The organism is Neptunomonas marina (assembly GCF_004005935.1).
Taxonomy (GTDB): Bacteria; Pseudomonadota; Gammaproteobacteria; order Pseudomonadales; family Balneatricaceae; genus Neptunomonas; species Neptunomonas marina.
In genome coordinates this window covers 41,366-66,984 of the sequence record NZ_SACQ01000007.1, presented here as the reverse complement: position 1 = coordinate 66,984, position 25,619 = coordinate 41,366, and the positions used below count along the sequence as shown (strand labels likewise).

General features: G+C 54.1%; 26 protein-coding genes. 9 read left to right on the top strand and 17 right to left on the bottom strand.

Going from position 1 to position 25,619, the window contains the following annotated elements; all coding sequences use genetic code 11:
• Window positions 1-12: 12 nt before the first annotated feature.
• From spoT to EOE65_RS14270, 7 genes are all read right to left on the bottom strand, one after another.
• Window positions 13-2,127 (bottom strand): bifunctional GTP diphosphokinase/guanosine-3',5'-bis pyrophosphate 3'-pyrophosphohydrolase, encoded by a 2,115-nt coding sequence (gene spoT / locus EOE65_RS14300; protein ID WP_127695005.1) that lies wholly within the window; start codon window positions 2,125-2,127, stop codon window positions 13-15.
• A gap of 84 nt (window positions 2,128-2,211) precedes the next feature.
• Window positions 2,212-2,424: a DNA-directed RNA polymerase subunit omega gene (rpoZ, locus tag EOE65_RS14295; protein WP_127695004.1), complete on the bottom strand. Its 213-nt coding sequence runs from the start codon at window positions 2,422-2,424 to the stop codon at window positions 2,212-2,214.
• A 65-nt stretch (window positions 2,425-2,489) separates the two neighbouring features.
• Entirely contained in the window at window positions 2,490-3,113 is a 624-nt protein-coding gene (gmk, locus tag EOE65_RS14290) for a guanylate kinase (RefSeq protein WP_127695003.1), read from the bottom strand.
• Between the two features lie 22 nt (window positions 3,114-3,135).
• Window positions 3,136-3,774, bottom strand: coding sequence for a response regulator transcription factor (locus EOE65_RS14285; RefSeq protein ID WP_127695002.1), 639 nt, complete (start codon window positions 3,772-3,774; stop codon window positions 3,136-3,138).
• Window positions 3,775-3,781: 7 nt separating this feature from the next.
• Complete coding sequence (locus EOE65_RS14280; RefSeq protein WP_240657006.1) at window positions 3,782-4,969, bottom strand: sensor histidine kinase; 1,188 nt, start codon at window positions 4,967-4,969, stop codon at window positions 3,782-3,784.
• Between the two features lie 81 nt (window positions 4,970-5,050).
• A complete protein-coding gene (locus EOE65_RS14275; protein WP_127695001.1) occupies window positions 5,051-5,596 on the bottom strand; it encodes an isochorismatase family protein in 546 nt (181 codons plus the stop codon).
• A 9-nt stretch (window positions 5,597-5,605) separates the two neighbouring features.
• Entirely contained in the window at window positions 5,606-6,043 is a 438-nt protein-coding gene (locus EOE65_RS14270; RefSeq protein ID WP_127695000.1) for a MaoC family dehydratase, read from the bottom strand.
• Window positions 6,044-6,233: 190 nt separating this feature from the next.
• On the opposite strand from EOE65_RS14270, the gene EOE65_RS14265 reads away from it, so the two are divergent.
• The 6 genes from EOE65_RS14265 to modC all read left to right on the top strand — a co-directional run bounded on the left by EOE65_RS14265 (window position 6,234) and on the right by modC (window position 12,105).
• Window positions 6,234-7,598, top strand: coding sequence for a malonyl-CoA decarboxylase (locus EOE65_RS14265; protein WP_127694999.1), 1,365 nt, complete (start codon window positions 6,234-6,236; stop codon window positions 7,596-7,598).
• Between the two features lie 28 nt (window positions 7,599-7,626).
• Complete coding sequence (gene phbB, locus EOE65_RS14260) at window positions 7,627-8,370, top strand: acetoacetyl-CoA reductase (protein WP_127694998.1); 744 nt, start codon at window positions 7,627-7,629, stop codon at window positions 8,368-8,370.
• Between the two features lie 132 nt (window positions 8,371-8,502).
• On the top strand, window positions 8,503-9,459 hold the full coding sequence (gene folE2, locus EOE65_RS14255) for a GTP cyclohydrolase FolE2 (protein WP_127694997.1): 957 nt from the start codon (window positions 8,503-8,505) through the stop codon (window positions 9,457-9,459).
• A gap of 99 nt (window positions 9,460-9,558) precedes the next feature.
• A complete protein-coding gene (modA, locus tag EOE65_RS14250) occupies window positions 9,559-10,320 on the top strand; it encodes a molybdate ABC transporter substrate-binding protein (protein WP_127694996.1) in 762 nt (253 codons plus the stop codon).
• Complete coding sequence (gene modB / locus EOE65_RS14245) at window positions 10,313-11,014, top strand: molybdate ABC transporter permease subunit (RefSeq protein ID WP_127694995.1); 702 nt, start codon at window positions 10,313-10,315, stop codon at window positions 11,012-11,014. The genes modA and modB overlap by 8 nt, the downstream gene beginning before the upstream one ends.
• On the top strand, window positions 11,008-12,105 hold the full coding sequence (gene modC / locus EOE65_RS14240; protein ID WP_127694994.1) for a molybdenum ABC transporter ATP-binding protein ModC: 1,098 nt from the start codon (window positions 11,008-11,010) through the stop codon (window positions 12,103-12,105). The genes modB and modC overlap by 7 nt, the downstream gene beginning before the upstream one ends.
• Here modC and phnN read toward each other — a convergent pair.
• From phnN to phnG, 8 genes are read right to left on the bottom strand one after another with little or no spacing between them, the layout of a single operon-like run.
• Window positions 12,097-12,672, bottom strand: a complete 576-nt coding sequence (gene phnN, locus EOE65_RS14235; RefSeq protein ID WP_127694993.1) for a phosphonate metabolism protein/1,5-bisphosphokinase (PRPP-forming) PhnN — start codon at window positions 12,670-12,672, stop codon at window positions 12,097-12,099. The two genes, modC and phnN, sit on opposite strands and share 9 nt — an antisense overlap.
• 15 nt (window positions 12,673-12,687) lie before the next feature.
• Window positions 12,688-13,836, bottom strand: coding sequence for an alpha-D-ribose 1-methylphosphonate 5-triphosphate diphosphatase (locus EOE65_RS14230; RefSeq protein ID WP_127694992.1), 1,149 nt, complete (start codon window positions 13,834-13,836; stop codon window positions 12,688-12,690).
• Window positions 13,837-13,846: 10 nt separating this feature from the next.
• Window positions 13,847-14,536 carry a phosphonate C-P lyase system protein PhnL gene (gene phnL, locus EOE65_RS14225; RefSeq protein ID WP_240657005.1) on the bottom strand — a complete coding sequence of 230 codons (690 nt, stop codon included), beginning with the start codon at window positions 14,534-14,536 and terminating at the stop codon, window positions 13,847-13,849.
• A gap of 11 nt (window positions 14,537-14,547) precedes the next feature.
• Entirely contained in the window at window positions 14,548-15,348 is an 801-nt protein-coding gene (phnK, locus tag EOE65_RS14220) for a phosphonate C-P lyase system protein PhnK (protein WP_127694991.1), read from the bottom strand.
• Window positions 15,345-16,199, bottom strand: a complete 855-nt coding sequence (locus EOE65_RS14215; RefSeq protein WP_127694990.1) for an alpha-D-ribose 1-methylphosphonate 5-phosphate C-P-lyase PhnJ — start codon at window positions 16,197-16,199, stop codon at window positions 15,345-15,347. The genes phnK and EOE65_RS14215 overlap by 4 nt, the downstream gene beginning before the upstream one ends.
• Complete coding sequence (locus EOE65_RS14210; RefSeq protein ID WP_127694989.1) at window positions 16,192-17,307, bottom strand: carbon-phosphorus lyase complex subunit; 1,116 nt, start codon at window positions 17,305-17,307, stop codon at window positions 16,192-16,194. Before EOE65_RS14210 ends, EOE65_RS14215 begins: the two co-directional genes overlap by 8 nt.
• A gap of 1 nt (window position 17,308) precedes the next feature.
• Complete coding sequence (phnH, locus tag EOE65_RS14205; protein WP_127694988.1) at window positions 17,309-17,923, bottom strand: phosphonate C-P lyase system protein PhnH; 615 nt, start codon at window positions 17,921-17,923, stop codon at window positions 17,309-17,311.
• Window positions 17,920-18,393, bottom strand: coding sequence for a phosphonate C-P lyase system protein PhnG (phnG, locus tag EOE65_RS14200; RefSeq protein WP_127694987.1), 474 nt, complete (start codon window positions 18,391-18,393; stop codon window positions 17,920-17,922). Before phnG ends, phnH begins: the two co-directional genes overlap by 4 nt.
• 316 nt (window positions 18,394-18,709) lie before the next feature.
• Here phnG and EOE65_RS14195 point away from each other — a divergent pair, with 316 nt between their 5' ends.
• On the top strand, window positions 18,710-19,627 hold the full coding sequence (locus EOE65_RS14195) for a LysR substrate-binding domain-containing protein (RefSeq protein WP_127694986.1): 918 nt from the start codon (window positions 18,710-18,712) through the stop codon (window positions 19,625-19,627).
• Window positions 19,628-19,681: 54 nt separating this feature from the next.
• Here EOE65_RS14195 and EOE65_RS14190 read toward each other — a convergent pair whose 3' ends face one another.
• Window positions 19,682-22,072: a polysaccharide deacetylase family protein gene (locus EOE65_RS14190; protein ID WP_127694985.1), complete on the bottom strand. Its 2,391-nt coding sequence runs from the start codon at window positions 22,070-22,072 to the stop codon at window positions 19,682-19,684.
• Window positions 22,073-22,291: 219 nt separating this feature from the next.
• Between EOE65_RS14190 and EOE65_RS14185 the strand changes: the two genes are divergently transcribed.
• Window positions 22,292-23,215: a DMT family transporter gene (locus tag EOE65_RS14185; protein WP_127694984.1), complete on the top strand. Its 924-nt coding sequence runs from the start codon at window positions 22,292-22,294 to the stop codon at window positions 23,213-23,215.
• The gene (locus EOE65_RS14180) at window positions 23,212-23,973 is read left to right on the top strand and encodes a DUF4197 domain-containing protein (protein WP_127694983.1); all 762 of its coding nucleotides are present in this window, start codon (window positions 23,212-23,214) and stop codon (window positions 23,971-23,973) included. Before EOE65_RS14185 ends, EOE65_RS14180 begins: the two co-directional genes overlap by 4 nt.
• Here the strand turns inward: EOE65_RS14180 and EOE65_RS14175 are convergent.
• Window positions 23,970-25,613 carry a diguanylate cyclase gene (locus EOE65_RS14175; protein ID WP_127694982.1) on the bottom strand — a complete coding sequence of 548 codons (1,644 nt, stop codon included), beginning with the start codon at window positions 25,611-25,613 and terminating at the stop codon, window positions 23,970-23,972. The genes EOE65_RS14180 and EOE65_RS14175 overlap by 4 nt on opposite strands.
• Window positions 25,614-25,619: the final 6 nt, after the last annotated feature.

The window sequence follows — 25,619 nt, the reverse complement described above, 5'->3', positions numbered from 1 at the left end:
ACACGTGAGCCGTTATAGCCGTGTTACTCGTGTCACCGTACGGATAACACGTAGCCGTTTAATAACCCGCGCCAGATGAATCCGATCTGTTACGGTGATCTCCATGTCTACCGTTGAGAGCTGCCCCTCTTTCTCACCCATATCGATACGCAGAATGTTGGCACCGGTAGCCGAAACCGTGGTCGCTAGGGTGGCGATTGCACCACGCTGTGCCGCCACTTCAATTTTCAGCACAGCGCTGAACTCATCATCCATCGCCGCTGACCACTCAAGGTAGATACACTTCTCCGGATCATCCTTCATGTAACGGATATTGCGACACTCAGTGCGATGCACCACTAAACCACGGCCACTACTAAAGTGACCAACGATTTTATCACCCGGCAACGGGCGGCAGCACTTCGCGTATTGGATAACCATACCTTCGGTACCCTGTACCGCAATTGGCTTTTGGTTGTCCTTAACCGGTTCGTTATCGACCTTATCTTCAGGCTTTAGCTTACGTGCGACCACATAAGCCATCCGGTTGCCCATCCCGATATCTTCTAGCAGATCATCCAACTCGCTAAAGTCCGCTTCTTTCAGCAGCTGCGCTAGTTTGTCGGGATCGATCTCATCGATGGATGCGCTGTAGTGACCCAAAAACTGGTTTAGCAAACGGCGCCCCAGTTCTACCGATTCATGGCGCTGTTGATTCTTCAAAAAGTGACGGATGCTCGAACGTGCTTTGCCGGTCACAACAAAGTTGAGCCACGCCATGTTCGGCTGCGCGCTCGGTGTCGTGATGATCTCAACCGTTTCGCCACTTTCGAGCGGCTCCGATAACGGCGCTAAACGACGATTAATACGGCACGATACACAAGAGTTACCGATATCCGTATGCACGGCATAGGCGAAATCAACCGGCGTTGCCCCCCGCGGTAGCTCTAAAATTCTGCCCTGTGGTGTGAAAACATAGACTTCGTCAGGGAAGAGGTCTTTCTTAACGTGCTCGATAAACTCCATCGAGTCGCCCGCCTTCTTCTGCATCTCCAACAAGCCTTGCACCCACTTACGTGCTCGGTTGTAGGAGCCCACAGCGCTGGCAGAATCGCCGTACATTTTATAGTTACTGTGCTCAGCAATCCCCTGGTTCGCCACTGCGTCCATCTCACGGGTGCGGATCTGCACTTCAATGGTGATGTCGCGCGCACCAAATAGCTCGGTGTGCAGAGATTGATAGCCATTGGCTTTAGGGATAGCGATATAGTCTTTAAAGCGGCCATGGACCGGCTTATACAGATTATGGATGGCCCCTAAAATACGGTAACAGTCATCCACTGTTTCGGTGACAATTCGAAACGCAAACACATCCATAATTTCAGAGAAGGATTTACGCTGCGCCTTCATCTTTGAGTAGATGCTATAGAGGTGTTTCTCACGCCCTACCACGACGCCGGGCAAGCGCTCCAGTGCTAGGCGCGCACGAATCGCCTCTTCGATAGAGCCGACCATATCTTTACGCTGACCACGCGCCTGAATCACGGCACGTCGAATACGCTTCGCACGCATAGGGTAGTAAGATTGGAACGCCAAATCTTCCAGTTCAACCTGTACATCGCGCATACCCAAGCGGGCTGCAACAGGCGCATAGATGTCCATAGTTTCTTTGGCAATGCGGCGCTGTTTTACCGGCGGCATAGCGCCCAGTGTGCGCATGTTGTGCAGGCGATCTGCCAACTTCACCAGCATGACGCGGATATCCTCCGCCATCGCCAGCACCATTTTTTGGAAGTTTTCCGCCTGCGCTTCGGCTTTGGTTTCAAACTCTAGATGGGTCAGCTTTGACACACCATCGACGATATCCGCCACCGACTCACCAAACTGACCGGCGATACCCTCATAACTGATTTCGGTGTCTTCAATCACATCATGGAGCATGGCAGCCATCAGGCTCTGATGGTCCATATGCATATTGGCAAGGATGCTGGAAACAGCTAAGGGGTGGGTAACGTAAGGTTCGCCGCTTTTACGGCGCTGGCCATCGTGGGCCTGCTCAGCGTAGAAATACGCACGACGAACTGACCGAATCTGCTGTAGATCCAGATATTCGTTCAGTCGATTGGATAGAGCATCGATCGTCGGCATTATTCCTCCGGTACAACAGGGCGCTAGTGATAATCTACTGTCAAACGCCCAAGGATGGAATAATCGCCGACAACTTTTGGCGGGTTATTTCTCGTTAACGTCGTCCAAAACGGTTTTATCAACAAGACCGTCTGCGATTTCACGCAGTGCTACAACCGTGTCTTTGTCATTTTCACGGTCAACCTTAGGGTCTTTACCGCCAGTAGCTAGCTGACGCGCGCGCTTTGCTGCAACCATAACCAGCTCAAAGCGGTTATCTACATTTTCCAAGCAATCTTCAACAGTGACACGTGCCATGCTTAACCTCAAAATTCGTGGGAGTTGTATAGGATTTGTACAGGACCGGCAATTCTACCGAAGCCTTAATTGCCTGACAAGAGATCGGCGATTAATGCGCGCTTGCCATCCCTCTGCTTACTCAAGCGCTGGCGCTGTGCAACGAAGATCGCTTGCAGCTCAGTGAGTGCTTGATCAAAGTTGTCATTGATAACAACATAGTCAAACTCATCGTAGTGCTGCATCTCACTGATCGCCTCAGACATGCGCAGATCGATGACCTCTTGACCGTCTTGGCCACGCCCCGTCAGGCGGTTACGAAGCTCTTCACGTGACGGTGGCAGAATAAAGATCGATACCGTCTCAGCTACCAGCTCTCTCACCTGCTGAGCACCTTGCCAGTCGATCTCTAGGATCACATCGGTGCCCTGCGCCAGTTGCTCTTCAACCCAAACACGGGAGGTGCCATATTTGTTGGTGAACACTTCGGCGTACTCTAGAAAGTTGCCTTGCTCAATCAGGGCATCGAACTGTGCTAGCGTCACGAAATTATAGTTTACGCCATCCGCTTCACCTGGGCGCATATCACGAGTGGTATGGGACACCGAAACGCGTACCTGTGCGTCTTTCTCCAATAAACCTGATACCAAGCTGGTTTTGCCCGCACCAGAGGGCGCAGAAATAATATACAGCGTACCTTTTGTACTCATGATCGATCTCGATAGTAAAGAATTAACGAAAGGGGCTAGCTAAACCCAATTTAACTGACATCTGCACCAGCTCTGATAACGAGCCTGCACCCATCTTTGCCACCATATTAGCACGGTGACCCTCGACAGTTTTGCGATTAATGGACAATTGGTCCGCGATCTCTTGGTTGGCTAAACCCGCCACTACCCCATCGAACACTTGCCGTTCACGGCGCGTTAGCTGGCTATAGGTGTGCTTTAACGCAGCAAGTTCCGTTTGCTTCAAAAACGTAAGTTGCTCTTGCTCTAGCGCTGCATAGACATGGTCGATCAGCTTTTGATCGCTAAAAGGCTTTTGCAAAAACGTGAGGGCACCTTGCGTCATGGCTGTGACAGCCATATCCACGTCCGCATGGCCAGAGATCATAATCAGCGGCAGGTGGATCGCGCGCTTTTCCAGCTCGGTCTGCGCAGCTAAGCCACTCATGCCCGGCATACGCACATCCATCAAGATACAGCCGCGCAATGGCGCGTTAGCCGCCGCTTGAAAAAAAGCATCCGCAGACGCAAACGTCTCGACATGTAAGCCGACGGAGCTGAGCAACCATTGCAACGAATCACGCACATCCACATCATCATCGACAACAAAAACAGTTTGCTCAGCGGTACGGGTTTGGGTCATGCCTGCCTCAGTTTGGCGAAATTACACCGGGTAAGCGGATCCGAAAAGCGGCGCCGCCATGAATCTGGTTTTCAGCGCTCAAGGAGCCACCGTGTGCTTCAACGAGAGATCGGCTAATGCCAAGCCCCATACCCAGCCCTTCTGGTTTGGTGGTGTAGAACTGTTCAAACAGTTTATCAACGCTGCTCTCACCCAGCCCAACACCTTGATCGCACACTGAAATTATAACCTCTTCGTTGCTGCACAGAGAAGCTTCCACCCAGACATGGCGTGGTGGCTCATCTGGGTTGCTGTGGCTCGCTTCGATTGCATTAGTCAGCAAGTTCAAAAGCACCTGCTCAAGCTGGATTTTATCCGCCGTAATCTGGGGTAGGGCACGGGTCACGCAGTTCTCAAGCGTGACATTGTGCGCTTTTGCAATATGCGCACAGAATTCGATGAGATCTTCGATCACAGGATGCAGGGATAGTGCCGAGCGGGTCGGTTCACGCTTGCGGGTGAAGTCCATCATACGGTGTAGAATCTCACCGGCACGTAGCGAGGTTTTACCGATCTTTTCCAGCGGCAGTACCAACTCGTCAAGCGTCGGCGCAGGGGTTGCCTGAATGCGCCGCTCGATACCACGCACATAGTTGGTGATTGCGGTGAGTGGCTGATTCAGCTCATGGGCCAAACCAGAGGCCATCTCGCCCATCGCCACCAGACGCGCGGCACGGCTCAGCTCCTCTTGGTAGCGTTGCATACGCTGATCCGCTTCAATGCGGTGGCTCACATCACGTGACACAACCAATATTTCGCGCAGCTCGCCACTCTCGGGATCACGGATCGACCGGCTGGTGCTTTCTAACCACGTATAAGCGCCATCCTTGCGCCGAAAGCGGTAGGTGTGGGTGTAGAAACCCTGCTGATACACCACGGTGGGGCGGCGGCGCTCAAAGTCATCGCGATCATCGGGATGGTATAACTCCGATGCGGATCGGCCGATAATCTCGTCAACCGAGTAACCCAGCAGCATCTCGACAGCGGGAGACGCGTAGATAAATCGCCACTCATCGGGCGTATGGCGTGAAATCATATCGGTGGACTGCTCAGCCATTTCAGCCAGCAGTCGGTTCCGTTCGGCATCGTCAGTGAGAGCACTCATGCCGTGTTGGGGGGTGGCAGGGATCATATCAGCGGTTTCAGTATCAGCCATTGAATCTCCCTAGTATAAAACGCGCCTCCAACCTGAGAAACCAGCGCGCGAAGCACCCAAAGGCACTCGGCGCACTCACGATTAGCGCAGAAACGCTTTGCTGAAGGTTTTAAATCCAGCGGTATCTGAGCGGCGCAGCCACTCAAAGCCAACCATTTCACAGGTGACCAGCTTGATACCCTCTTCACGCATACGTGCGATGGCAAACTCGGTATCTGCTGCATGGCGCGAGGCGATGGCATCCGCCACCACAAAGACCTCTTTCCCCTGTGCTTTAAAGCTCAGTGCACTTTGCAATACACAGGCGTGTGACTCCATCCCGCAGACCACGATCTGGTCCTGTGTCATCTGCTGCATGAGATCAGCGCACTCTGGCGCATCCACACAGGAGAAGTGGGTTTTACCCGCGACATTGTCCGCACCAATCGCAGCTTTGAGTGTGTCGTCCATCGGGCCAACGCCATCAGGATACTGCTCACTACCAAACACCGGAATCTCCAGTTCGTTCGCTAGCCCAACCAGTGCCGTGCAGCGCTCAACCAGCGTTTCGCTATCTGGAATACCGGGTAGCAAACGTGTTTGAACATCGATCACCATCAAACATGCGCGGTTCTTTTCTAACATCATGACGTAGCCCTACCCTTCCGTTGGACGACGATCAACCATGTTGGTCGCCACACCTTCGGCAACCACTTTATCGCCCACTGTAACCACGGTATCCAACACCACGCGGCGGCGCTCGACGTTGATCTCTTTCACCGTTGCAGTCGCTTTTACTGTATCCCCAATGTGTACAGGCGCTTTGAACTTCAGTTGCTGGTCAACATAGATCGCACCCGGGCCTGGTAAGCGAGTACCCAGCACAGCGGAGATCAGACCGGCGCTAAACATGCCGTGCACAATACGTTCTTTGAACATTGTTTGCGCCGCGTACTCGGCATTGATATGCACAGGGTTATCGTCCCCAGTAATACCGGCAAACAGCACTACGTCCGCTTCCGTGATTGTTTTAGCGTAGCTGGCAGACATTCCTACCGATAGATCTTCCAAGTAGTAGCCATGTAGTTCCTGCATCTTGAATCCCTCTTTTCCTGTCCGACAACGGACGCTCACGAATAATGATTCGGTAAAGCTAATGGTTTTTTACCTAAAAACCAAGGGTTTTTACTTGGTTTTTAATAAGCCTTTTGATAGCGTTGCCTGCATTACGCTCTGGCGAGCTTAGGTTAAGCTTGAGACGTTACCGTTTAACGAGGTCGTAAAGATGCCCAGTCCTAGCAATAACTTTTTAGGAAAGACAATTACTCACCTACGCGATATCTGGCGCGATGCAACTGATTTCCGCGCCCGTCGTGAACAGCTTGAGCTATCTGCCGAGCTGAGCGAGAAGGATGAAGCCACACTGCGTGAGTGGATCGACCACTGCCTTGAGGAGCGCGGCGGCGAAGTTGCAGCCCGCGTACGCGCCGCAACATTGGGCCGTAGTTATCTGGATTTAAGTGATGAGGGCCAACTGCGCTTCCTAAAGATACTGGCCGCCCACTACGATACCGATAACGCTGCTGTAGAAGCCGGTATCGCTACTTGGCAGCAAGCCTCCCCTGCGCACCGTCCACAGGCTGCGCAACAGCTTCGCGAGCTACTCGAGCCGCCACGCATGCGCCTGTTGCGTTTGTTTAACGAACTCCCCCAAGGGATCAAGTTTTTGGTGGATATGCGCGCCCAGATCTTGGCGCTGCGCAACCAGCACCCAGAGCTACGCCCGCTTGAGGGCGATCTAAAAAACCTGCTGCGCAGCTGGTTTGACGTTGGTTTGCTGCAACTAGAGCAGATTCGCTGGCAGTCCAGTGCAGAAGTGCTCGAAAAGCTGATCGAGTATGAAGCGGTCCATGCGATCCAGAGCTGGGACGACCTCAAAAACCGGCTTGATTCTGACCGCCGCTGCTTCGCCTTTTTCCACCCAAACATGCCAAGTGAGCCGCTGATCTTTGTTGAGGTTGCACTCGTAAACGGCTTAGCCGACAACGTGCAGGCGCTGCTCGATGAGAGCGCCCCCGTTGGCAATATCGAGCAGGCCGACACCGCTATTTTTTACTCCATCTCCAACGCACAACGCGGCTTAGCGGGCATCAGCTTCGGTAACTTTCTGATTAAGCGCGTAGTGAAAGAGTTGCAACATGACTTCCCGCAACTGCGCCAATTCGCAACGCTATCACCGATCCCAGGCCTAACACGCTGGTTGAAGCGCACCGCACCAGAGGAGCTTGCCGCGCTTCCAGGTGGCAGTATCGTCGCTGCACAGCTAACAGACGGTCAGCTACCCGAGTCACTCGAAAACGACGAACTCCAAGCAGCCCTGCTGCAACTGACTGCGCACTATCTCGCCGTTGCCGAGCGCAAAGGCGGCACAGCGGCAGACCCCGTCACTCACTTCCACTTAAGTAATGGTGCTGAGATCGCTCAACTTAACTGGATGGCCGATGGCTCGGCCAACGGTCTTAAACAGTCGGCCGGCATGATGGTGAACTACCTCTACGATCTACCCAAGATCGAAGAGCGCAGCGAAGCCTATAGCCGCGACGGTACGCGAACGCTTTCATCAGGCTTTAAGAGCCTGCTGAGCAAATAACCCACGAAAAATAAGAGAAGGAATCACCATGTCAAAACGAATTGCGTTGGTAACAGGTGCCAATGGCGGCCTCGGCGAATCAATGTGCAAAGCACTTCATGATCAAGGCCGCCAAGTGATCGGTACCTACCTACCCGGTCAAGAGGAAGCAGCAACAGCATGGCAGCAAGCGATGCAAGAGGCAGGCTACACAATCGAGATGCGCGCTGTTGATGTCGCGGATTTTAACGACTGCCAGCGCCTACTGACCGAGATCGAGAGCGAGGTCGGCCCGATCGATGTACTCGTGAACAACGCAGGTATTACACGCGATGCGCCGCTGAAAAAGATGGCAGCAGAGCAGTGGCAAGCGGTGATTCAGACCAATCTAAACTCTATGTTCAACATGACCCAGCCTATCTTCGCGGCCATGTGTGAACGCGGTTTTGGCCGCATCGTGAACATCTCCTCACTGAATGGCGAGAAGGGCCAATTTGGCCAAGCAAACTACTCAGCTGCAAAAGCTGGCATTTATGGCTTCACTAAGGCGATCGCTCAAGAGGGCGCGCGCAAAGGAGTGACGGTTAACGCAGTATCACCAGGCTACATCGATACGCCTATGGTGCGCCAAGTGCCTGAAAAGGTGCTTGATAGCATTGTGCAAGGGATTCCCGTTGGGCGTTTAGGACAGCCAGAAGAGATTGCACGGGCGGTGGCATTTCTAACCGCAGATGATGCAGGCTTTATCACCGGTACTAACATGTCAGTCAATGGCGGTCAGTACATGGCCTAACGGCTGAACAGGCTCAGCGACACGCTGGGCCTGACAACACAACCCACAACGCCTTGTTGCATAAAACGCACTACAAAAAGTTATAATATAACATTACTATTGAGCCCTTTACTCTCAACCTAGAGTTTCATCATGACAGTAAAACGCTCAAACGCGCTGCCCGATATCACTAATACACCGGCACCGGATCACAGTCCTTTAGACTGGGTCGGGATGACTGAGGTTGCCGTCCCCTTCTCGCTTCAGGATGAAGCCCACAGCACCACCGAATGCGAGGCTTTGGCTTCGTTGTTCGTTAATATCTGCCGCTCAGATATCAAAGGCATACATATGTCACGCCTCTATCTGTTACTGGCGGAATTTGCCGAGCAAAACGCCTTTTCGCCCCAAGCGATGCAGCAGTTTTTACACGATAAACTGGCCACTCACAAAGAGATCAGTGATCAATCCTCTTTAACGCTGGCCTTTGATTACTTGCACAAGCGCCCTGCACTACTGAGCCAATACCAAGGCTGGAAAGCTTACCCTGCGGTGATCAAAGGTACCCTAGAACAGGAAACCGCTTGTCACGAAGTCCAGCTAACCATCCCCTACTCCAGCACCTGCCCGTGTTCGGCATCGCTCTCTCGCCAACTGCTTGAAGAGGCATTCCGTCACGATTTTGCCGATCAAACACAGATCAGTGCTGATCAGATCGCCCAATGGCTGCGCAGTGAGCGCGGCTCTGTGGCAACGCCCCATAGCCAACGCTCCTATGCTTACTTGGTACTTAAGCTCGCACCTAACGTCAGCAGCCACTACCCACTGCTGGAGCTAATCGATCTCGTCGAGCAGAGCTTGGGCACACCGGTACAAACAGCGGTTAAGCGTGAAGATGAGCAGGCCTTTGCACGCTTGAACGGCGCTAACCTTATGTTCTGCGAAGATGCTGCACGGCGCATCAAGAGAGCGCTAGAGCAGCACAGCGCTATCAGCGACTTCTGGGTCAAGGTCGAACACCAAGAGAGCTTACACGCGCACAATGCCGTAGCAATCGCCACCAAAGGCTGTGCAGGCGGCTATAGGTCAGTGACCACCTCACCACTGTAACCTCTAACCAGCCGCTTCGACCAATCTGGCGTTGCGGCTCTCACCGCTAACCTGCTATATACTCTGGAGCTTTATACCTGTTCCAGGAGGGATATATCGATGGCGATCAGTCGTGTGCTGGGCCTGTGCTTACTGTTTATCGCGATGCATAGTAGCGCAGAGCGGCCATTGACTCTTTTTGCTGCTGCCTCAATGACAGAGGCGATGCAGCATCTCACCCAGCGCTATACCGACCAAACAGGCCAACCGGTTCGTACTGTATTTGCAGCATCATCAGCACTGGCGCGCCAGATCACACGTGGCGCACCCGCAGATATCTACCTAAGTGCTAACCAGAAGTGGATGGACTACGCCCGCGAGCAAAAAGCAGTGGTCAGCGATAGCATCCAAACACTGGCGCACAACCAATTGGTGTTAGTGGCACCGATACAGAGCCACCTCACCCAGATTGATCTTGAAAAGACTCAACTATCAGGCCTGCTTGGCCGCCAGCGCCTCGCCATGGCAGATCCCGATCATGTGCCAGCGGGGAGTTACGCAAAAGCCGCCCTGCAACAGCTCTCTCAGTGGTCTGATGTGGAGCCTCGCACTACCCGCAGCCGTAATGTCCGGGCAGCGCTCGCGCTTGTGGAGCGTGGCGAAGTGCCGCTGGGCATTGTTTATCTAAGCGATGCCAAAGCCTCGCAGCAGGTAAAGCCGTTGGCCACCTTTCCTAGCGACGCGCATCCCACCATCACCTACCCGATTGCACTCACGCAGCACGCCCAAGCGGATGCTCAGCAGCTCCTCAGCTTTTTAACCAGCCCTGCGGCTCGGCAGCAGTTAGCCACATTCGGCTTTACGCAGGCCAACCATGACTGAGTGGCTGGGTAGTTACGCCACTGAGGCGATCTGGTTAAGCCTAAAAGTAGCAAGCGTTGCAGTGCTGGCCAGCTTACCTGTGGGTATTGCCGTGGCTTGGCTGCTTGCCCGGCACCGTTTTGTTGGTAAAGCGCTGCTCGATAGCGTTATCCATCTCCCACTGGTGCTGCCGCCGGTGGTGATCGGCTATTTGTTGCTTGTGGTGATGGGGCAGCAGGGCTGGCTTGGGCGGTGGCTCGATGAACAGCTAGGTCTTAGTTTCAGTTTTAATTGGCAAGGTGCCAGCCTCGCGGCTGCGGTGGTTGGCTTCCCTTTAATGGTGCGTGCTATTCGTCTGGCTTTTGAAAGCGTCGATCCCAAGCTAGAAGCGGCGGCACGCACTTTAGGCGCAAACCGCTGGCGCGTCTTTGCCACCATCACACTGCCATTAACGCTACCGGGTATTCTCACCGGTGCCGTCTTGGCGTTTGCACGCAGCTTAGGCGAGTTTGGCGCCACCATCACCTTTGTTTCGAATATCCCCGGCGAAACTCGCACACTACCGCTGGCGATGTATAGCTTTATCGAAACACCCGGCGCTGAAGCGCAAGCCGCTTGGCTATGCGCCATTGCCATCGTTATCGCATTGGCATCTCTACTGGCGTCAGAGTGGTTAACACGTTACACCCGCGCGCGCCTGGGGGGCCAATGTTAACACTGGATATTCGCCAACAACTGGGAACTTTCACGCTCAATACTTGCTTTGCGGCACCCGCCGGCCAGATTACGGTTTTATTTGGTCGCTCAGGTGCTGGTAAAACATCACTCATCAACGCGATTAGTGGGCTCAGCCGACCGGATCAAGGGCACATCACCCTTGCTGATCGAACCCTCTTTTGTACAACGCGGGCCCTTTGTCTACCTCCAGAGGCGCGCCGAATTGGGTACGTTTTTCAGGATGCCCGCCTCTTTCCGCACTATCGCGTTGCAGGCAACCTAAACTATGGCCGCCCCGCCACAGTCACCGAGGCCACATTTACCCATATCGTTGAGCTACTCGACATCGGCCACCTATTGGACCGCTACCCAAAGGATCTATCAGGAGGGGAAAAGCAGCGTGTTGCCATTGGCCGCGCGCTCCTCAGCGCTCCGCAGCTTCTGTTGATGGATGAACCGCTGGCCTCTTTAGATCTACCACGTAAGCAGGAGCTGCTCCCCTATCTTGAGCGCCTAGCGAAAGAGACCGACATTCCCATCGTCTATGTCACGCATAGCCTAGATGAAGTACTGCATCTGGCTGATCGAATCGTGCTGTTAGAGGCCGGCGATGTGATCGCGAACGGCCCCACAGCAGAGGTGTGGAATAGCGATGCCATGCGGCCCTGGCTGGGAGAGCAAGCACACAGCACCCTGCTCGATGCGCAATTTGTTGCGCACCACCCCGACTACCCGCTCTCCAAACTACAGGTATGCGCAGATCAGTTTTTATGGGTCAGCCAAGTAGCGGCTACTCCCCAACAAAGCATACGCATCCGTATTTTTGCCAGTGACATATCACTCGCACAAGAGCGCCCTGTGAAGAGTTCAATCCGCAATATTCTGCCGGTTCAGGTGGTTCGCATCGCACGCACAGCCACCCAAGTTGAGGTTTTGCTAGGGCTTGGCCGCTGCCAACTCTGGGCACACATCACACCTTGGGCAGCGGATGAGCTTGCCCTTGAAGTTGGTATGACGCTCTATGCGCAACTAAAAAGCGTGAGCGTCACTCAGGAGGACTGGCGGGCCCAGCCGCTCCCACTAGCCTGAGTGGCCAGTGGGTAGCCAGCTGTGTTGGCGCAGCAGTGCCACTAACGCAGCAACACCCGCTTCGAGCGGGCCATCGTTGCTGATTTTCAGCACATCAGGTGGCAGTGCTGCCACCATCGCTTCGTGGCGAGCTAAACGCCGCTCAATCTCGGCTGCGGTTTCACGCCCACGTGCAGTAAGACGCGCGCGCAACCGCTCAGCTGGGACATCCACCAAAATAGGCACCAGCTCATCATAAAGACCAAGCGCCACCGGCAGGTACTCGCGCGAGCCGTTAATCACCACATTCGCACCGGCATCTAACCACTGATCAACCTCAGCGCCAATGCCGTAGCGATAACCATGGGAGTCCCAATGCATGGCGAACATACCCAACTCAATCCGCAGCGCAAACTCCGCTTCGCTTAGATGAACATGGTTTTCACCACCGATACCGGGCGCCCGAGTAATATAGCGGTGGGCAACACAGATACGATCATCCATCTTAAGCTGCGCGCGACAGCCCTCCAACAGGCTGTCTTTACCGCTTCCAGAGGCGCCGATTAAATAAAAAAGTGTTCCGCTCATCTCAACCTCAGGATGTTAGAAAACCCGTTTGCCACGGCTCCAAACACGCTCCACCAACGGCATAACCGAGTGGCTATTGACCTGTACAAGATCAGCGCGCAAGCCCACTTTAAGCTCACCTCGGTCTGTTAACCGCGCCGCTTGTGCAGGGTTTGCCGTTACTAAGCGAACAGCGGCAGCCAAGTCGTAATCGTTTTCAAGCCCTGCCACTAGGAAAGCCTCTTGAATCAACGCCGATGGATAGTAATCGGAGCTTAAAATATCAAGCACTCCAGCCGCCGCCAGATCTTTGGCGGCAATGTTACCAGAGTGGGAGCCGCCACGGACGATATTCGGTGCGCCCATGAGCACCTTCAAGCCTAGTTCGTGGGACGCGCGTGCAGCTTCGAGTGTGGTTGGGAACTCGGCAACTCGCATACCAAGCTCAGCTGATTCCTGTGCGTGGGCCAAGGTGGCATCATCATGACTAGCGATCGTGATGTCACGCGCGTGGCACATGCTGCAAATCTGGCGCCGGAACGGATCAGCATACTGAGCACTATTAGCTTGCTGCTCGGCGACGAATCGATCTAGCTCGGTATCGCTCAAACCATACTTAATCTGATAGTAATCGCGATATTTACCAATCGCTTCCGGTGGGAACTGGCGCTGTCCTGGAGCGTGATCCATCACCGAAACCAGCTTCACCAACGGCTGATTAACATAACGCTCAAACAGGGACATCAAACCCGGAAAGCTCACCTCACAGCGCAGGTGCAGCAGGTGCTCGGCACGGTTTAAGCCCTGCTCCTGCGAGCTGATAATCGCGTTGATCATCGCATCTAGCTTTTCGACACGTGTGCTGTCGCCCACGATATCACCTAGCGCCACTGAGTCGAACGAGGTAGTGATCCCCGCCGCCACCAGTTGCGCATCATGGGTCGCCATAGCCATGTGAGCCGGCCAGTCCACCTTGGGCCGTGGGGTAAAGTACTTCTCTTGGTTATCGGTATGCAGCTCAATCAGGCCGGGCAGCAGATATTCCCCGTCGAGGTCTTCCGCCATCGGCACGCTGGAAACACCGGTATGAATATCGGCGATTTCACCCTCACGGATCAGCAGCGTTCCAGTGATCACTTCATCAGCCAGCACCAACTTCGCGTTGGTCAATAATTGCTCTTTCATCACGGTCTCTCTATTTACTCAGGCGAATATCAACCAGCCGATCTGCTACGGCTTCGCGTACATCTTCATCATGAAAAATCCCTACCACGGCCGCGCCGCGGCGCTTGGCTTCGTTGATGAGCTGCACCACCACTTGGCGATTCTTCGCATCCAGAGACGCGGTGGGCTCATCCAGCAGTAGAATGGGATAGTCGACGATAAAGCCACGGGCGATATTCACCCGTTGCTGCTCGCCGCCGGAAAAAGTGCTCGGCGCTAACTGCCACAGCCGCTCCGGCACATTCAAGCGGGTTAGTAGCTCCCGTGCCTTGGCCTCGCATACCTCCCGTGCCACCCCTAAATCCAAGAGCGGCTGCATCACCACCTCTAGCGTGGGCACCCGCGGAATGACACGCAAAAACTGGGATACATACCCCAGCGTTTGCTGGCGCAGTGCGATAATACGGCGCGGCGGAGCTTGGGTAATATCCACCTGCTGTTCACCATCGCGCAGCACGATAGCGCCCGCATCGACGCTGTAGTTGGCATATAGCGCCTTTAAAAAGGTACTCTTGCCGGCACCTGATTGGCCGTGCAGCACCACACACTCACCGGCAGCAACCGCCAGTGAAATCCCCTCTAGCACCGCAAAACTGGTGCCGCCTTGGTTGTGCAACGTGAACGTTTTGGCAACGTTCTGCACCGAAATCATGGTTGTCATGGTCTTATCCATCAGTTTTGCAAAATCGAAGAGACGAGCAGTTGGGTGTAAGGGTGCTGCGGATCATCTAGCACCTGATCCGTTAGACCGCTCTCCACCACTTGGCCGCGACGCATCACCATCAGACGATGCGCCAGTAGCCGCGCAACCGCCAAATCATGAGTCACGATAATGACGCTCAAGCCCAGCTCCGCCACCAAACCACGCAACATATCGAGCAGTTTCGCCTGTACCGATACATCCAAGCCGCCGGTGGGCTCATCCATAAAGATCAGTTGCGGATGAGTCACCAGGTTGCGGGCAATTTGTAGGCGCTGCTGCATACCACCCGAGAACTGGCTAGGACGATCATCAATTCGGCTGCTATCGATCTCTACCGCTTCCAACCATGCTTGTGCGCGTTCACGAATATTGCCGTAATGGCGCTCACCCACCGCCATCAAGCGCTCGCCGATATTCGCTCCGGCGCTCACGTTCATGCGCAAACCATCGCGGGCATGTTGGTGCACAATGCCCCACTCTGAGCGCATCAAAACGCGGCGCTGTGCTTCATCACAGGCGTATAGATCCAGCTCACCAAACTGTTCGCTTTGGTAGATCACTTGCCCAGCATCGGGGGCTAAGCGGGCGGATAACACATTCAACAGCGTTGATTTACCCGAGCCTGACTCCCCCACAATCCCCAGTACTTCTCCAGGATAGAGGTCGAAATCAATATCACCGCAGCCTTTACCCGGCGCATAAAACTTACTTAACTCACGCACCTGAAGTAGTGGCGCGACATCTTGCCATTGTGCTGTTTGCGCACTCATGGGTTGGCCTCCTGTTGCGCCACACGTTGGCGGCAGTAGTCAGTATCAGAGCAGACGAACATCCGGCTACCGGCATCGTCCGTGATCACCTCATCAAGGAAACTGTCTTGCGCTGCACAGATGGCACAGCTCTCTTCCCAGCTCTGCACCTCGAAGGGGTGATCATCAAAATCCAAGCTCGTCACTTGGGTGTAGGGCGGCACCGCGTAGATGCGCTTTTCGAACCCTGCACCAAAGAGCTGCAGTGCCGGCATACGATCCATTTTCGGGTTATCGAACTTCGGTATCGGAGAGGGGCTCATCATGTAGCGACGATTCACCATCACCGGATAGTCATAGCTGGTGGCGATATGGCCAAAACGTGCCACATCTTCATAGAGCTTGACCTGCATAGCGCCATACTCGCGCAGGGCGTGCATTTTGATCGTTTCCGAGTCGCGCGGCTCAATAAAGCGCAGCGGCTCTGGTGTCGGCACTTGATAGATTAAAATCTGGCCGTTACGCAGCGGTGTTTCTGGAATACGGTGGCGCGTTTGGATCAAGTCAGCGGCGGCGGTCTCTTCGGTGGTGGCCACGCCTGCCGTGCGAGCAAAGAAGCGACGGATACTCACCGCGTTGGTGGTATCGTCAGCGCCTTGGTCGATCACTTTCAGCGTATCTTGCTGGCCAATAACCGATGCTGTGACCTGCATACCGCCGGTTCCCCAGCCGTGTGGCAGTGGCATCTCGCGACCACCAAAAGGCACCTGAAAGCCCGGAATGGCCACCGCCTTCAACAACGCGCGGCGAATCATCCGCTTGGACTGCTCATCAAGGTAAGCAAAGTTATAACCTGTTGCGACTTCAGACATCGTTCTGCTCCGCATCCGTCTGTTGTGTTGAGGTCTGCTGTTCGCGGCGCAGACGGCGAATCATCTCCAGCTCCGACTGGAAGTCCACGTAGTGCGGCAGCTTAAGGTGCGACACAAAGCCATTGGCCGACACGCAATCGGTGTGGGAGAGCACAAACTCTTGATCTTGTGTGGGATAGGCCACCATCTCACCCAGCTCATCGGCACGCAGCGCGCGCTCCACCAGCGCAACACTCATCGCTTTGCGCTCCGAGCGCCCCAGCGCCACACCATAACCACGGGTGAATTGAGGAGGCTCCGTAGCACTGCCATGGAACTGGTTTACCATCTCGCACTCGGTGAGCAGCATGTCACCAATCTCCACCGCAAAACCGAGCTCCTCCGGCACCAGCGCAACGCTCACACGGCCTGTACGCAGCTCGCCCGCAAAGGGGTGACTATCGCCATAGCCGCGCATGGAGGCATAGCTCAAGGCGAGCAGGAAACCTTCATCGCCGCGCACTAGGTTCTGTAACCGCACGGTACGCTCGGCTGGGTAGGTGACAGGCTCGCGGGTCAGATCTCGTGGGGTTTGATCTTGCTCGCCTTCGTTGCGGCTGCGTTCAATCAACCCCTCTTGGTTCAGTAACTCCAAAACGCGCGGACATGGCTCAAGCGGCTCTGACGACGCAGGCTCACGCGCTGCTTGCGCCGCCTCGCCCTCTGCTAACAAAGCAAAATCGAGCAGGCGGTGGGTATAGTCATAAGTGGCGCCTAATATCTGACCTCCCGGCAACTCCTTGAAGGTGCCGGAGATACGCCGCTCAATCTGCATCGCTTCGGTATCCAACGCTTCGCTGTAACCAAAACGCGGCAGTGTGGTGCGGTAAGCGCGCAGCAGGAAGATCGCTTCCACCGCATCACCACTGGCTTGTTTTAACGCTAATGCCGCCAGTTCAGGATCGTAAACCGACCCTTCATTCATGACGCGATCAACCGCTAACGGCAGCTGCGCTTGGATCTGGGCAACAGTAAGTTCTGCAAGTTTGGTATCTCCGCGGCGCTGCTTGCGCATCAACGCGTGTGCGTTATCGATCGCCTGCTCGCCCCCTTTTACGGCAACATACATCTCAACGGCCTCCCATGTTGATATCGATCTGAGTCGAGCGCGGCACCGCTACGAGCGTGTCGGCGCTGCAGAAGATGCAGTCGATGCCCATCGGAAAGCGCTGGCGGCTGGCAATAAGCTGCTCAACAAATGTTGAGCTCAACCCACCGATGCGCAACTGACGCTCGGTTGCGATGCCGGGCCCTGTGAGCGTCCAGTGCGGCTCGTTGCTAATCGCGGGAACTTGAACAATCAATGTTGTGCTGCGATCGGGCTGCTCGGCGCTGCCCATATTCAGCAGGGTAATATCAGGAACATCACTGGCATCACACAACGCGAAAGCTGCGTGCTGCGGGCTATCCACCTGGGGGCTTTGGCAATGAAAGCGCAGGTTAGACGAGATCGCGGCGTCAGCGGCCAAGCGCTCACTCAACCAGACTGGTGTATCAGCATCCAGCAAAGCTAACGCCACCTGCCAACTATTAGCATTTAACGCGCCCGGTCCCTCAGCTATCAGATTTGGCTGCTGCAGCTTGCCCGGCTCACTCATGGCCGTGAGCAGAGCACGAAACACCTGCTGGCCATCGTGCACGGCATCATTAAAACCTGCGACGAGTAACTCGCTTGAGACGCTCATTCATCCTCTCCTCGAACTAGCGTAAAGAAGTCCACCTTGGTTTGGCTGGCATCAGCGGCACGCGCATCTGCAGCGGCTTGTAGGCTGGCTTCCAGTGGCACAACCAACTGCTGTTGAAGCTGCTGGTCTGTGTCCTCTTGCAACAGCGCATCTGCCAAAGCTACGGTGAGCGCTTTGCGTTTATCGCGCCCCGCAACATAACTAACGCCCAACGTGCCGCTGGTTAGCCGTATAGCGCAGCGTGTAATTGTCATCTCTGCCATATTGAACGGCTGACCACTGCCACCCACACGGGCGCGCACCATCGTCAGGCCGATCTCCGGCGGGCGGATCAGTTGATAATCGGGGGTTAAGTCCAACGCCGCCCACTGCTGTTGTAGCTGCTCGGCAGGCACTTTAGCTAATACACCCAGCCAATGCTGACGTGCGAGCTGGGATGCGGTTAGCGTGGTTTGATTGGCAGCACTCATGCTGAAATCCCATCCTGTTTTGTCATTCGATGAGCAGCATTGTGGCGAGTGATTGCGCGAGAAAAAATGGAGCATATCTTCACGCATTGATAAGAAATTCTAATGCGCTAGCGAACGCGTTGCATGGTGGTGATTGACGCGCTGAGAACCGAAAAAGTGCACCTAAAACTTAAAAAAACCAGCTTTCATGCAACTATATGCAACATATCTGTCATCTTTTTTTGCTATCAAGGGCGTTCGGCTGCGCTGAGCCAAGGTCCAGCATTAGCAACATCGCTTTGTTTACCTCAGATTTTCTAACCCATACGAGCGCACTATGTCTCCACGTCGTAAACCTCTCCCCCCGTTAAATGCACTGAAAGCATTTGAGGCTGCCGCACGGCTGCGCAGCCTAACCCGAGCAGCAGAGGAGCTACATGTCACGCAGGGAGCGATCAGCCAGCAGGTGAAGCTACTCGAGGAGTATCTCGGTACTCAGCTATTTATCCGTAAGCCGCGCAAACTGGAGCTCACGGATAGCGCGCAGGCGTACCTGCCCATCTTGACCGAGGCGTTCAGCAGCTTGCTAGCCAGCACCCACGATCTATTTGGCAAGGATCAGCGCGCTCGGCTGACAATTAAATGTGGCACCAGCTTTATGCAGCGCTGGCTCGTGCCGCGCTTAAACGATTTCTACGCGCAACACCCCGATTTACAGGTCCGGTTAATCTCATCGGTGTGGCCATCGCAAACCGAAGTGGAGGCGGCGGATCTGGAGATCTCTAACGGCTTTGGAGATTGGACCGGTATGCGTGTAGAGCGCCTCACTAATGAGTATTGGCAGGTGGTTGCCAGCCCAGCGTTCTTAGCACATCACCCCGTCACGGAGGATCCTTTTGAGATCGCGGAGTGCCCGCTTATCAGCACCATGGGAGATCGTGAAAACTGGCAGCAATGGTTTCGCAAGCAGGGCATACATAATGCGGTGCCGCAGCCTATTTTAGAGAGCGATACCAGCACGATTGCTATCGATGCGGCCTGCAATGGGGTCGGCCTTTTGTTGGCCCGTAGTTTTGTTGTGGATGCGCAAATTAAGCGCGGAGAGTTGGTGGCAGCGCATCCCTTTACGCTGCCATCAACAGGCGCTCATTATCTGGTGCTGCCCAACAAACCTATCGCCACAAAAGTCGCTGCATTTTGCAGCTGGATTAAACAACGCCTCGATAGCGAAGGCCACCTATGCCGCATTAGCTAAGTGGCATAAAAAAGCCCTGCGATGCAGGGCTTTAGTGGTCTCTATCTTGCTGGGTTACTTGATCGCGCAATCGCCTTCAAAGACCCACTCGCTGTGGCTAGAGTAGCTCGTTAGATCAATTTGGTAGTAGTTACGCGCCCGCAGGTAACGGCCATAGCCGCGATTACGGATCTTGGTGCTTTGGCTTCCCTCATAGAAACGCCAGCTCGCACGGTAGCGGTGTGGCGTGCTAGATAACACAGGATAGTAACGGCTGGCTGCTGATAGATAGCGCTGGCTATTCACGCTACGAATCCGCACATAACGGCTCCCATAACGCTCCAGTTGCCACTCGGTACGCTTGGTTTTTTTAGCACTCAAAGCAACATAGTAACCGTTGTAATCCTCCAGATACTTGTTGGAGTACAGGTCTTTCAAGTAACAGGCTTTCGTCTCTACCACGGTAGGCTTCACTGTGACTGTATGCTGAGCAGCATGAGCCAGTGTAATGACCAGTTGCTCTCCCTGCTGCTGGTAGCTGCTTGCACCTAATACGGTGACCGGCGCAGATGAAGCGAGTGTGACAACCACATCACCTTGGCCTTGCAGGGTAAACGCAAGCTGCTGCCCATCGCCGGTTACGTCAATCAGCTCAGCGCGAGTCGGCAGGTCAGTGATACGCGTCACAGCGCTAGGCTGGCCACCTGTTTTTATCTCAAATGTGCCGCCTTGGCGCGGTACAAAGACCTCATTGGTGTTATAGGCATACCAGTTGGCAACCGCTGCAATCTGCGTATCGGCTGTCAGTTTCAACGCAAAGTGTCCGATATCGTTACCCGCAACGCTGACACGCCAGCCATCGGCGGTTTTTTCGCTATCTAAGCGCGTATTCGCGAACTGCTCCAGGCGCTGATAGAGACCCTCACCGGTAATAAACTCGGTACCTTGCTCGGCCGCATAGGCAACCAGATCACGTAACGTATTGGTGCCATACAGATCAGCAGAGTTGGTCACGGCATAATCGTGCCATAGCCAATTAGCGATAGGCGCAGAGCCGTAACGCGTTAGCGCGTCAAACTCTTGCTTCCACGTTGCTAAGGCCTGTGCAGGGGTCTGATTCAAGTATTGAATGAGGGTGTAGTCCGGCGACATATTCAAGCTGAAGTAGAGACTGGTATCTTTATCTGTCAGTTTACCAAAGGCGCCACGGTAGCCAGAGCCGATATCGCCAGTGCGGCCGGAGATATATTTGTAGTGCTTTTTCATCTCGGTGCGCACGCGCTCATCTTCGGGATTACCCGGTACCGCAGCACCTATAACCGGTAGCTGAAGGTTATCGCGCAGCACCTGTGCACTGTCTTTAAACTCAAAGACTAGCTCCTCATCAGTGAGCTCTGTTGTGTGGTGTGGATGGGTGTAGGAGTGGCTGCCAATGCCATTACCAAGATCAGCATACGCTTGGAATAGCGGTGCAGAAACGCTCCAGTCCGTGTACTCACCCGCTGCTGGGTTGTTACCAATATTTAGGTAGAACGAGCCAACAAAATCATAATCTTTCTGCCACGTTGTCACGATATCCAGTAACGGAATATCGGTGTTGTGTAACGTGTTGGCAAACATCGATTGATCCATATCGTTGCGCGCATAAAAGAGGCTGTCGGCACGTGTCATCTGTAAGCCAACGGCTTCTTGCGAGCCATACGTCGCCCACTGGAGCGCACGCCACAACAGGTTGTTATCCATCATGACTTGCTCATTGGAGAAGTGCACAACACGGTAATCGCCATGATCGAGAGCCCAACCGCCGGTCACCGTGCTGCCGTTTACTGCAACGCTAACAAGATCATGCGCATGGGTGGTGAGTGGCTGATAGCTGTTGAACCAGAGCTGGCCATAATCCACAACCGCTTGGTTCGTGCCGTACTGATCAATCACCGGGTGCGGTGCCGCCGAGGTGGTCACGCTCGCTGCCACTCCGCCAAAATACTGGGAATAGCTCAGCTGCAGCAGGTTTTCAGTGGCACGATAAGGGTTACCCGCCAGGACATTGCCGTCGGCATCATTGGTTAAGAAGTTTCCGGCGGTGATTAAGCTAACGCCTGCCGCGGTCGCCTCAGCCAGCGAAGCCTCGATCGCCTCGCGCCAGTCCGCCTGAATATGCGATAGATTTGGCATCAAAATAGCGGAGTAACGCTTCAATTGCTCAGACTGTGTTAACTCAGCGGCGTTGATCAGATCGAACGGAATTCCCGCCATCGTCGCTTGATACTGGGATGCGGCAAAGAGCTGCTGGTAAGCAAATTTATCGTAAAATTGCTCTGCGCTCTCATCAGAGTAGACGATCGCGATGCGTTTTTCGTCTGCTGCGAGCGAGGTGCTGCCTGCTGCCATTAAGAGCGAAACCAGTACTGCCTCAACAGGCTTGGAAACCCGTCTGCGTTTCAGATCCCGAAGCGAAACTGCCATGTTTTGTGCCTTTAATTGGTTAAAAGCTGCGCATAGTAGTGATCCCGATATTAGTAAGATATTAATAAACGCACGTTTGAAATGACCCATTTCACGGTACCGCTTACCCAACATCTACTCCGCTGCAACACACTTATGCAGCCGTCAAAACACGGTTTAGCCGCTAAATTTTGCTACCATGCTGCCCTTTTCACATGGATTACAGACAGGACGGTAAGCGTGACCACACATCACCGAGCAGATCTCCTACTACTGATCACCACACTCGTTGCAGCGGCTGGTTGGATCTTCTCGCGCGAAGCGGTTCAAGGTCTTTCACCACTGCTCTTTATGGCCCTGCGCTTCACAAGTGCTGGGCTCATTCTGGCGGTCATTGGCTGGAGGGCGCTGCGCAACTTCAGTGCGTACCAATGGCGCAGCGCCACGGTGGTTGGCGTGACATTTGGTATTGCGATGACGTTTTGGATTTTAGGCCTTAAACATGCATCCCATATTGGCGTCGGGGCATTCCTCACCAGCTTGGGTATCGTGATGGTGCCGTTGATCAGCCTCCTGTTTGGCGAGCGTCCCAACCGCTATGTGTTTATATCGCTCCCGTTTGTGGTGGCCGGGTTAGCGTGCTTATCACTGGACAGTGAGCTGCGGTTTGGTCTAGCTGAGATCTATTTTTTGCTATCGGCGCTGTTTATCGCGTTCGTGTTTATCCTCAACTCCCGCGCAGCCGCGAAGATCTCGCCACTGCCTCTGACGGCCGTTCAATTATTGCTGACCGGTGTCATTACGGCGGGCGGTTCAGCCGTTTTAGAAAGCTGGGACTTCCAGCAACCTCCCGCGATCTGGGGCTGGCTGGCGGCCAGTGCACTGATCGCAACCAGCTTGCGATTTCTGCTACAAACCAGCGGACAGAGCTTAGCGCCCGCCAGCCACTCAGCCATTATCATGACATTAGAGCCAGTTTGGGCTGCCCTGTTTGCGGCGTTATGGTTTAGCGAGTCAATGACCCTGCTGCAGTTTAGTGGCTGCGTGCTTATCTTCCTTGCAGTACTGGTCAACCGCCTACCGGCTGTGCGAAGCTGGTTTAGAGATAAGCGCCATGCGCGCCTCGCCAACACATCAAGAGCGATCAGCAAGGAGTCGTCATGACCTATTCCACTCACGCCATATCTGCGGCAGCACTGGCACTTTCACTCACCGTTGCAATGCCCGCATCAGCAGGCTTAGACGACCTATTGAAGCAAGGCGAGCAGCTTTTAAAGGCTGACTCTCAAAGCGCCATCGCACTGCCACAGGGCGTCGATAGCGCTACGCTTGCCAAAGGGCTAAAAGAGGCATTGCAGATTGGCGGTGAGCGCGCGATTGCTCGGTTAGCTAGCGATGGCGGTTATGCGAACTACAAAGACGTGGCAATTCCTCTACCTAAGGGTGTTGATACAGTTGGGTTACTGCTACGCAACTATGGTTTCTCCGATCAGGTGGACGCATTTGAGGCCAGCATGAACCAAGCGGCAGAAAAAGCGATCACAACCGCTACCCCCATCTTTACACAAACGCTTGAGCAGATGACGCTTGAAGATGTGCAGCGGATCTACACCGCCGGAGAGACCGCTGCCACGGATTACTTCGATGAAAAAACCCGCCCGCAGTTACAAACCAAGCTCAAGCCGCTGATTGAAGAGGCGATGTCCAGCAGCGGCGTGACGCAAGCGTATCAGTTACTGGTTGGGGAGGCTGAAAATAAGGTTCCAATGCTCAAGGGTATGAGCCCTAACTTGGGTGATCATGTGACAGAAGCAGCACTCGATGGCCTATTTGTGCGCTTGGCAGAGGAGGAGAAACGGATCCGCCAGCAGCCTATCGCACGCACCACCGAGCTGCTTCAAGATGTGTTTGGCAAGCGCTAAAACCAGACCAGTTTATCCTCTTCAGCACGATGGCTAGATAGCTGCATCACACCCTGCTGCACATACTGGCGTAAGTCTTGAGAGCTCACCGGACAGGGTTGGATGCGATCAATATCGACAGCGTCCAGCCCAAGCCACGTGTTACGCCCATTGCGTTTACACAGATACAGAGCAATATCGGCAACTTTCAGCATATCTGGCCAGTAGGTTTGCAGGTGTTGCTGTGCGATTTTGTCCACGCAGAAAAACCCCACCGAGCAGCTCAAGTAGACCTGTGCAGCGGTACCACCAAACACCTCTGTTTCGATACGACGACGGATGCGCTCAGCAACCCCTTTGGCCGCATCAAACCCAAGCCCCTGCGCCACAATCGTGAACTCTTCACCACCGTAACGCACCAGAATATCTTGCTCGCGGCATTCCTCTTGCAGTAACGCCGCAAACTGCTGCAAGACAACATCGCCCACATCATGCCCATAATGATCGTTAATCCGCTTAAAGAGATCGATATCGAGCATAAAAAACGCACACTGGTGCTCACCTTGCCACAACGCTTCATCATTGAGGCGCTGCTCCAGATAGCGCCGATTACGCAACCCAGTGAGCGCATCGGTCACACTGGCGCGTTCAAAGTCGCTGCGCTCACGCTCAAGTAGCCACCAGCTTTCACTCAGCTTCTGTGCCATGCGTTTAAAGCTGGCAGAAAGCTCGCCAAACTCATCATCACGGCGCAACGCCCGAAAAGCGCGCATCGCTTTCTTTTCACCAAACTCCTCTGTTTGGCGAATCAGTAACGTAAGTGGCAACATGACACTGTGACGAAACGCCACGTAAGCGATCGCCATCGCGATCAATCCGATCCCTAGCACAGTTAGTACGGTATAGCGGATGGTCTTTAATGCTTCGTCGTAAAATACGCTCTCGCGGGGCCAATACACATCTAGCTCTGCATCGGGGGCATTAACAAAACTAAAGCTGCCCACAAAATCTGGTAGCGTTTTCTTTTTGGCAGCCGACTCTTTTTGTGAAGCCGTCAGCTCAATTGAGGTTTGCACCATCTCGGAAACAGCCGCCTGGTAGGACTCATCAATCGCTCTGCCGATATAAAAATAACCTCTTATCGGCCCCTCTGATTCACTATTCAGGATCGGGCTCGCACTAATGATATACGCGCGACTACCAAGCCAGAAAAGCCCTGATGCAGCGTCATCTTCATCGCTGATAAAACGCAACGGGTTGCTCTGTAGAGGCTGATTGATTTCACGCCAAATCGAGGTTTCCCAAGGCGCTTCAGTAACATTTAGCACGAGGAGATCCTGCGCGTTACGTATGATGACAAAGCTCGCATCGAGGATATCCAGCTGATTCGTCGGGAAGTTTGAGTCGATGTAATCTGAGCTGCGGGTCTCTGCAAACGTATAGGTATCGTCCCATTGCGCCCAGTCAACGGCGACGGTACTCAAGCGCTTCTGTTCATATTCTAGAGCCATGCGCACGCGCTCAAAATCCTTTTGCTGGAATGCAGCTTCAAGACGCGCCACTTCCGGTAGCACCATGATGTTCAGCACAATAACGATAGCAACGCTCAGAACAGCGAAAAGCGTGAATAGGCCGACCAGCAGCTTCTTACGTAATTTCATTGGGTA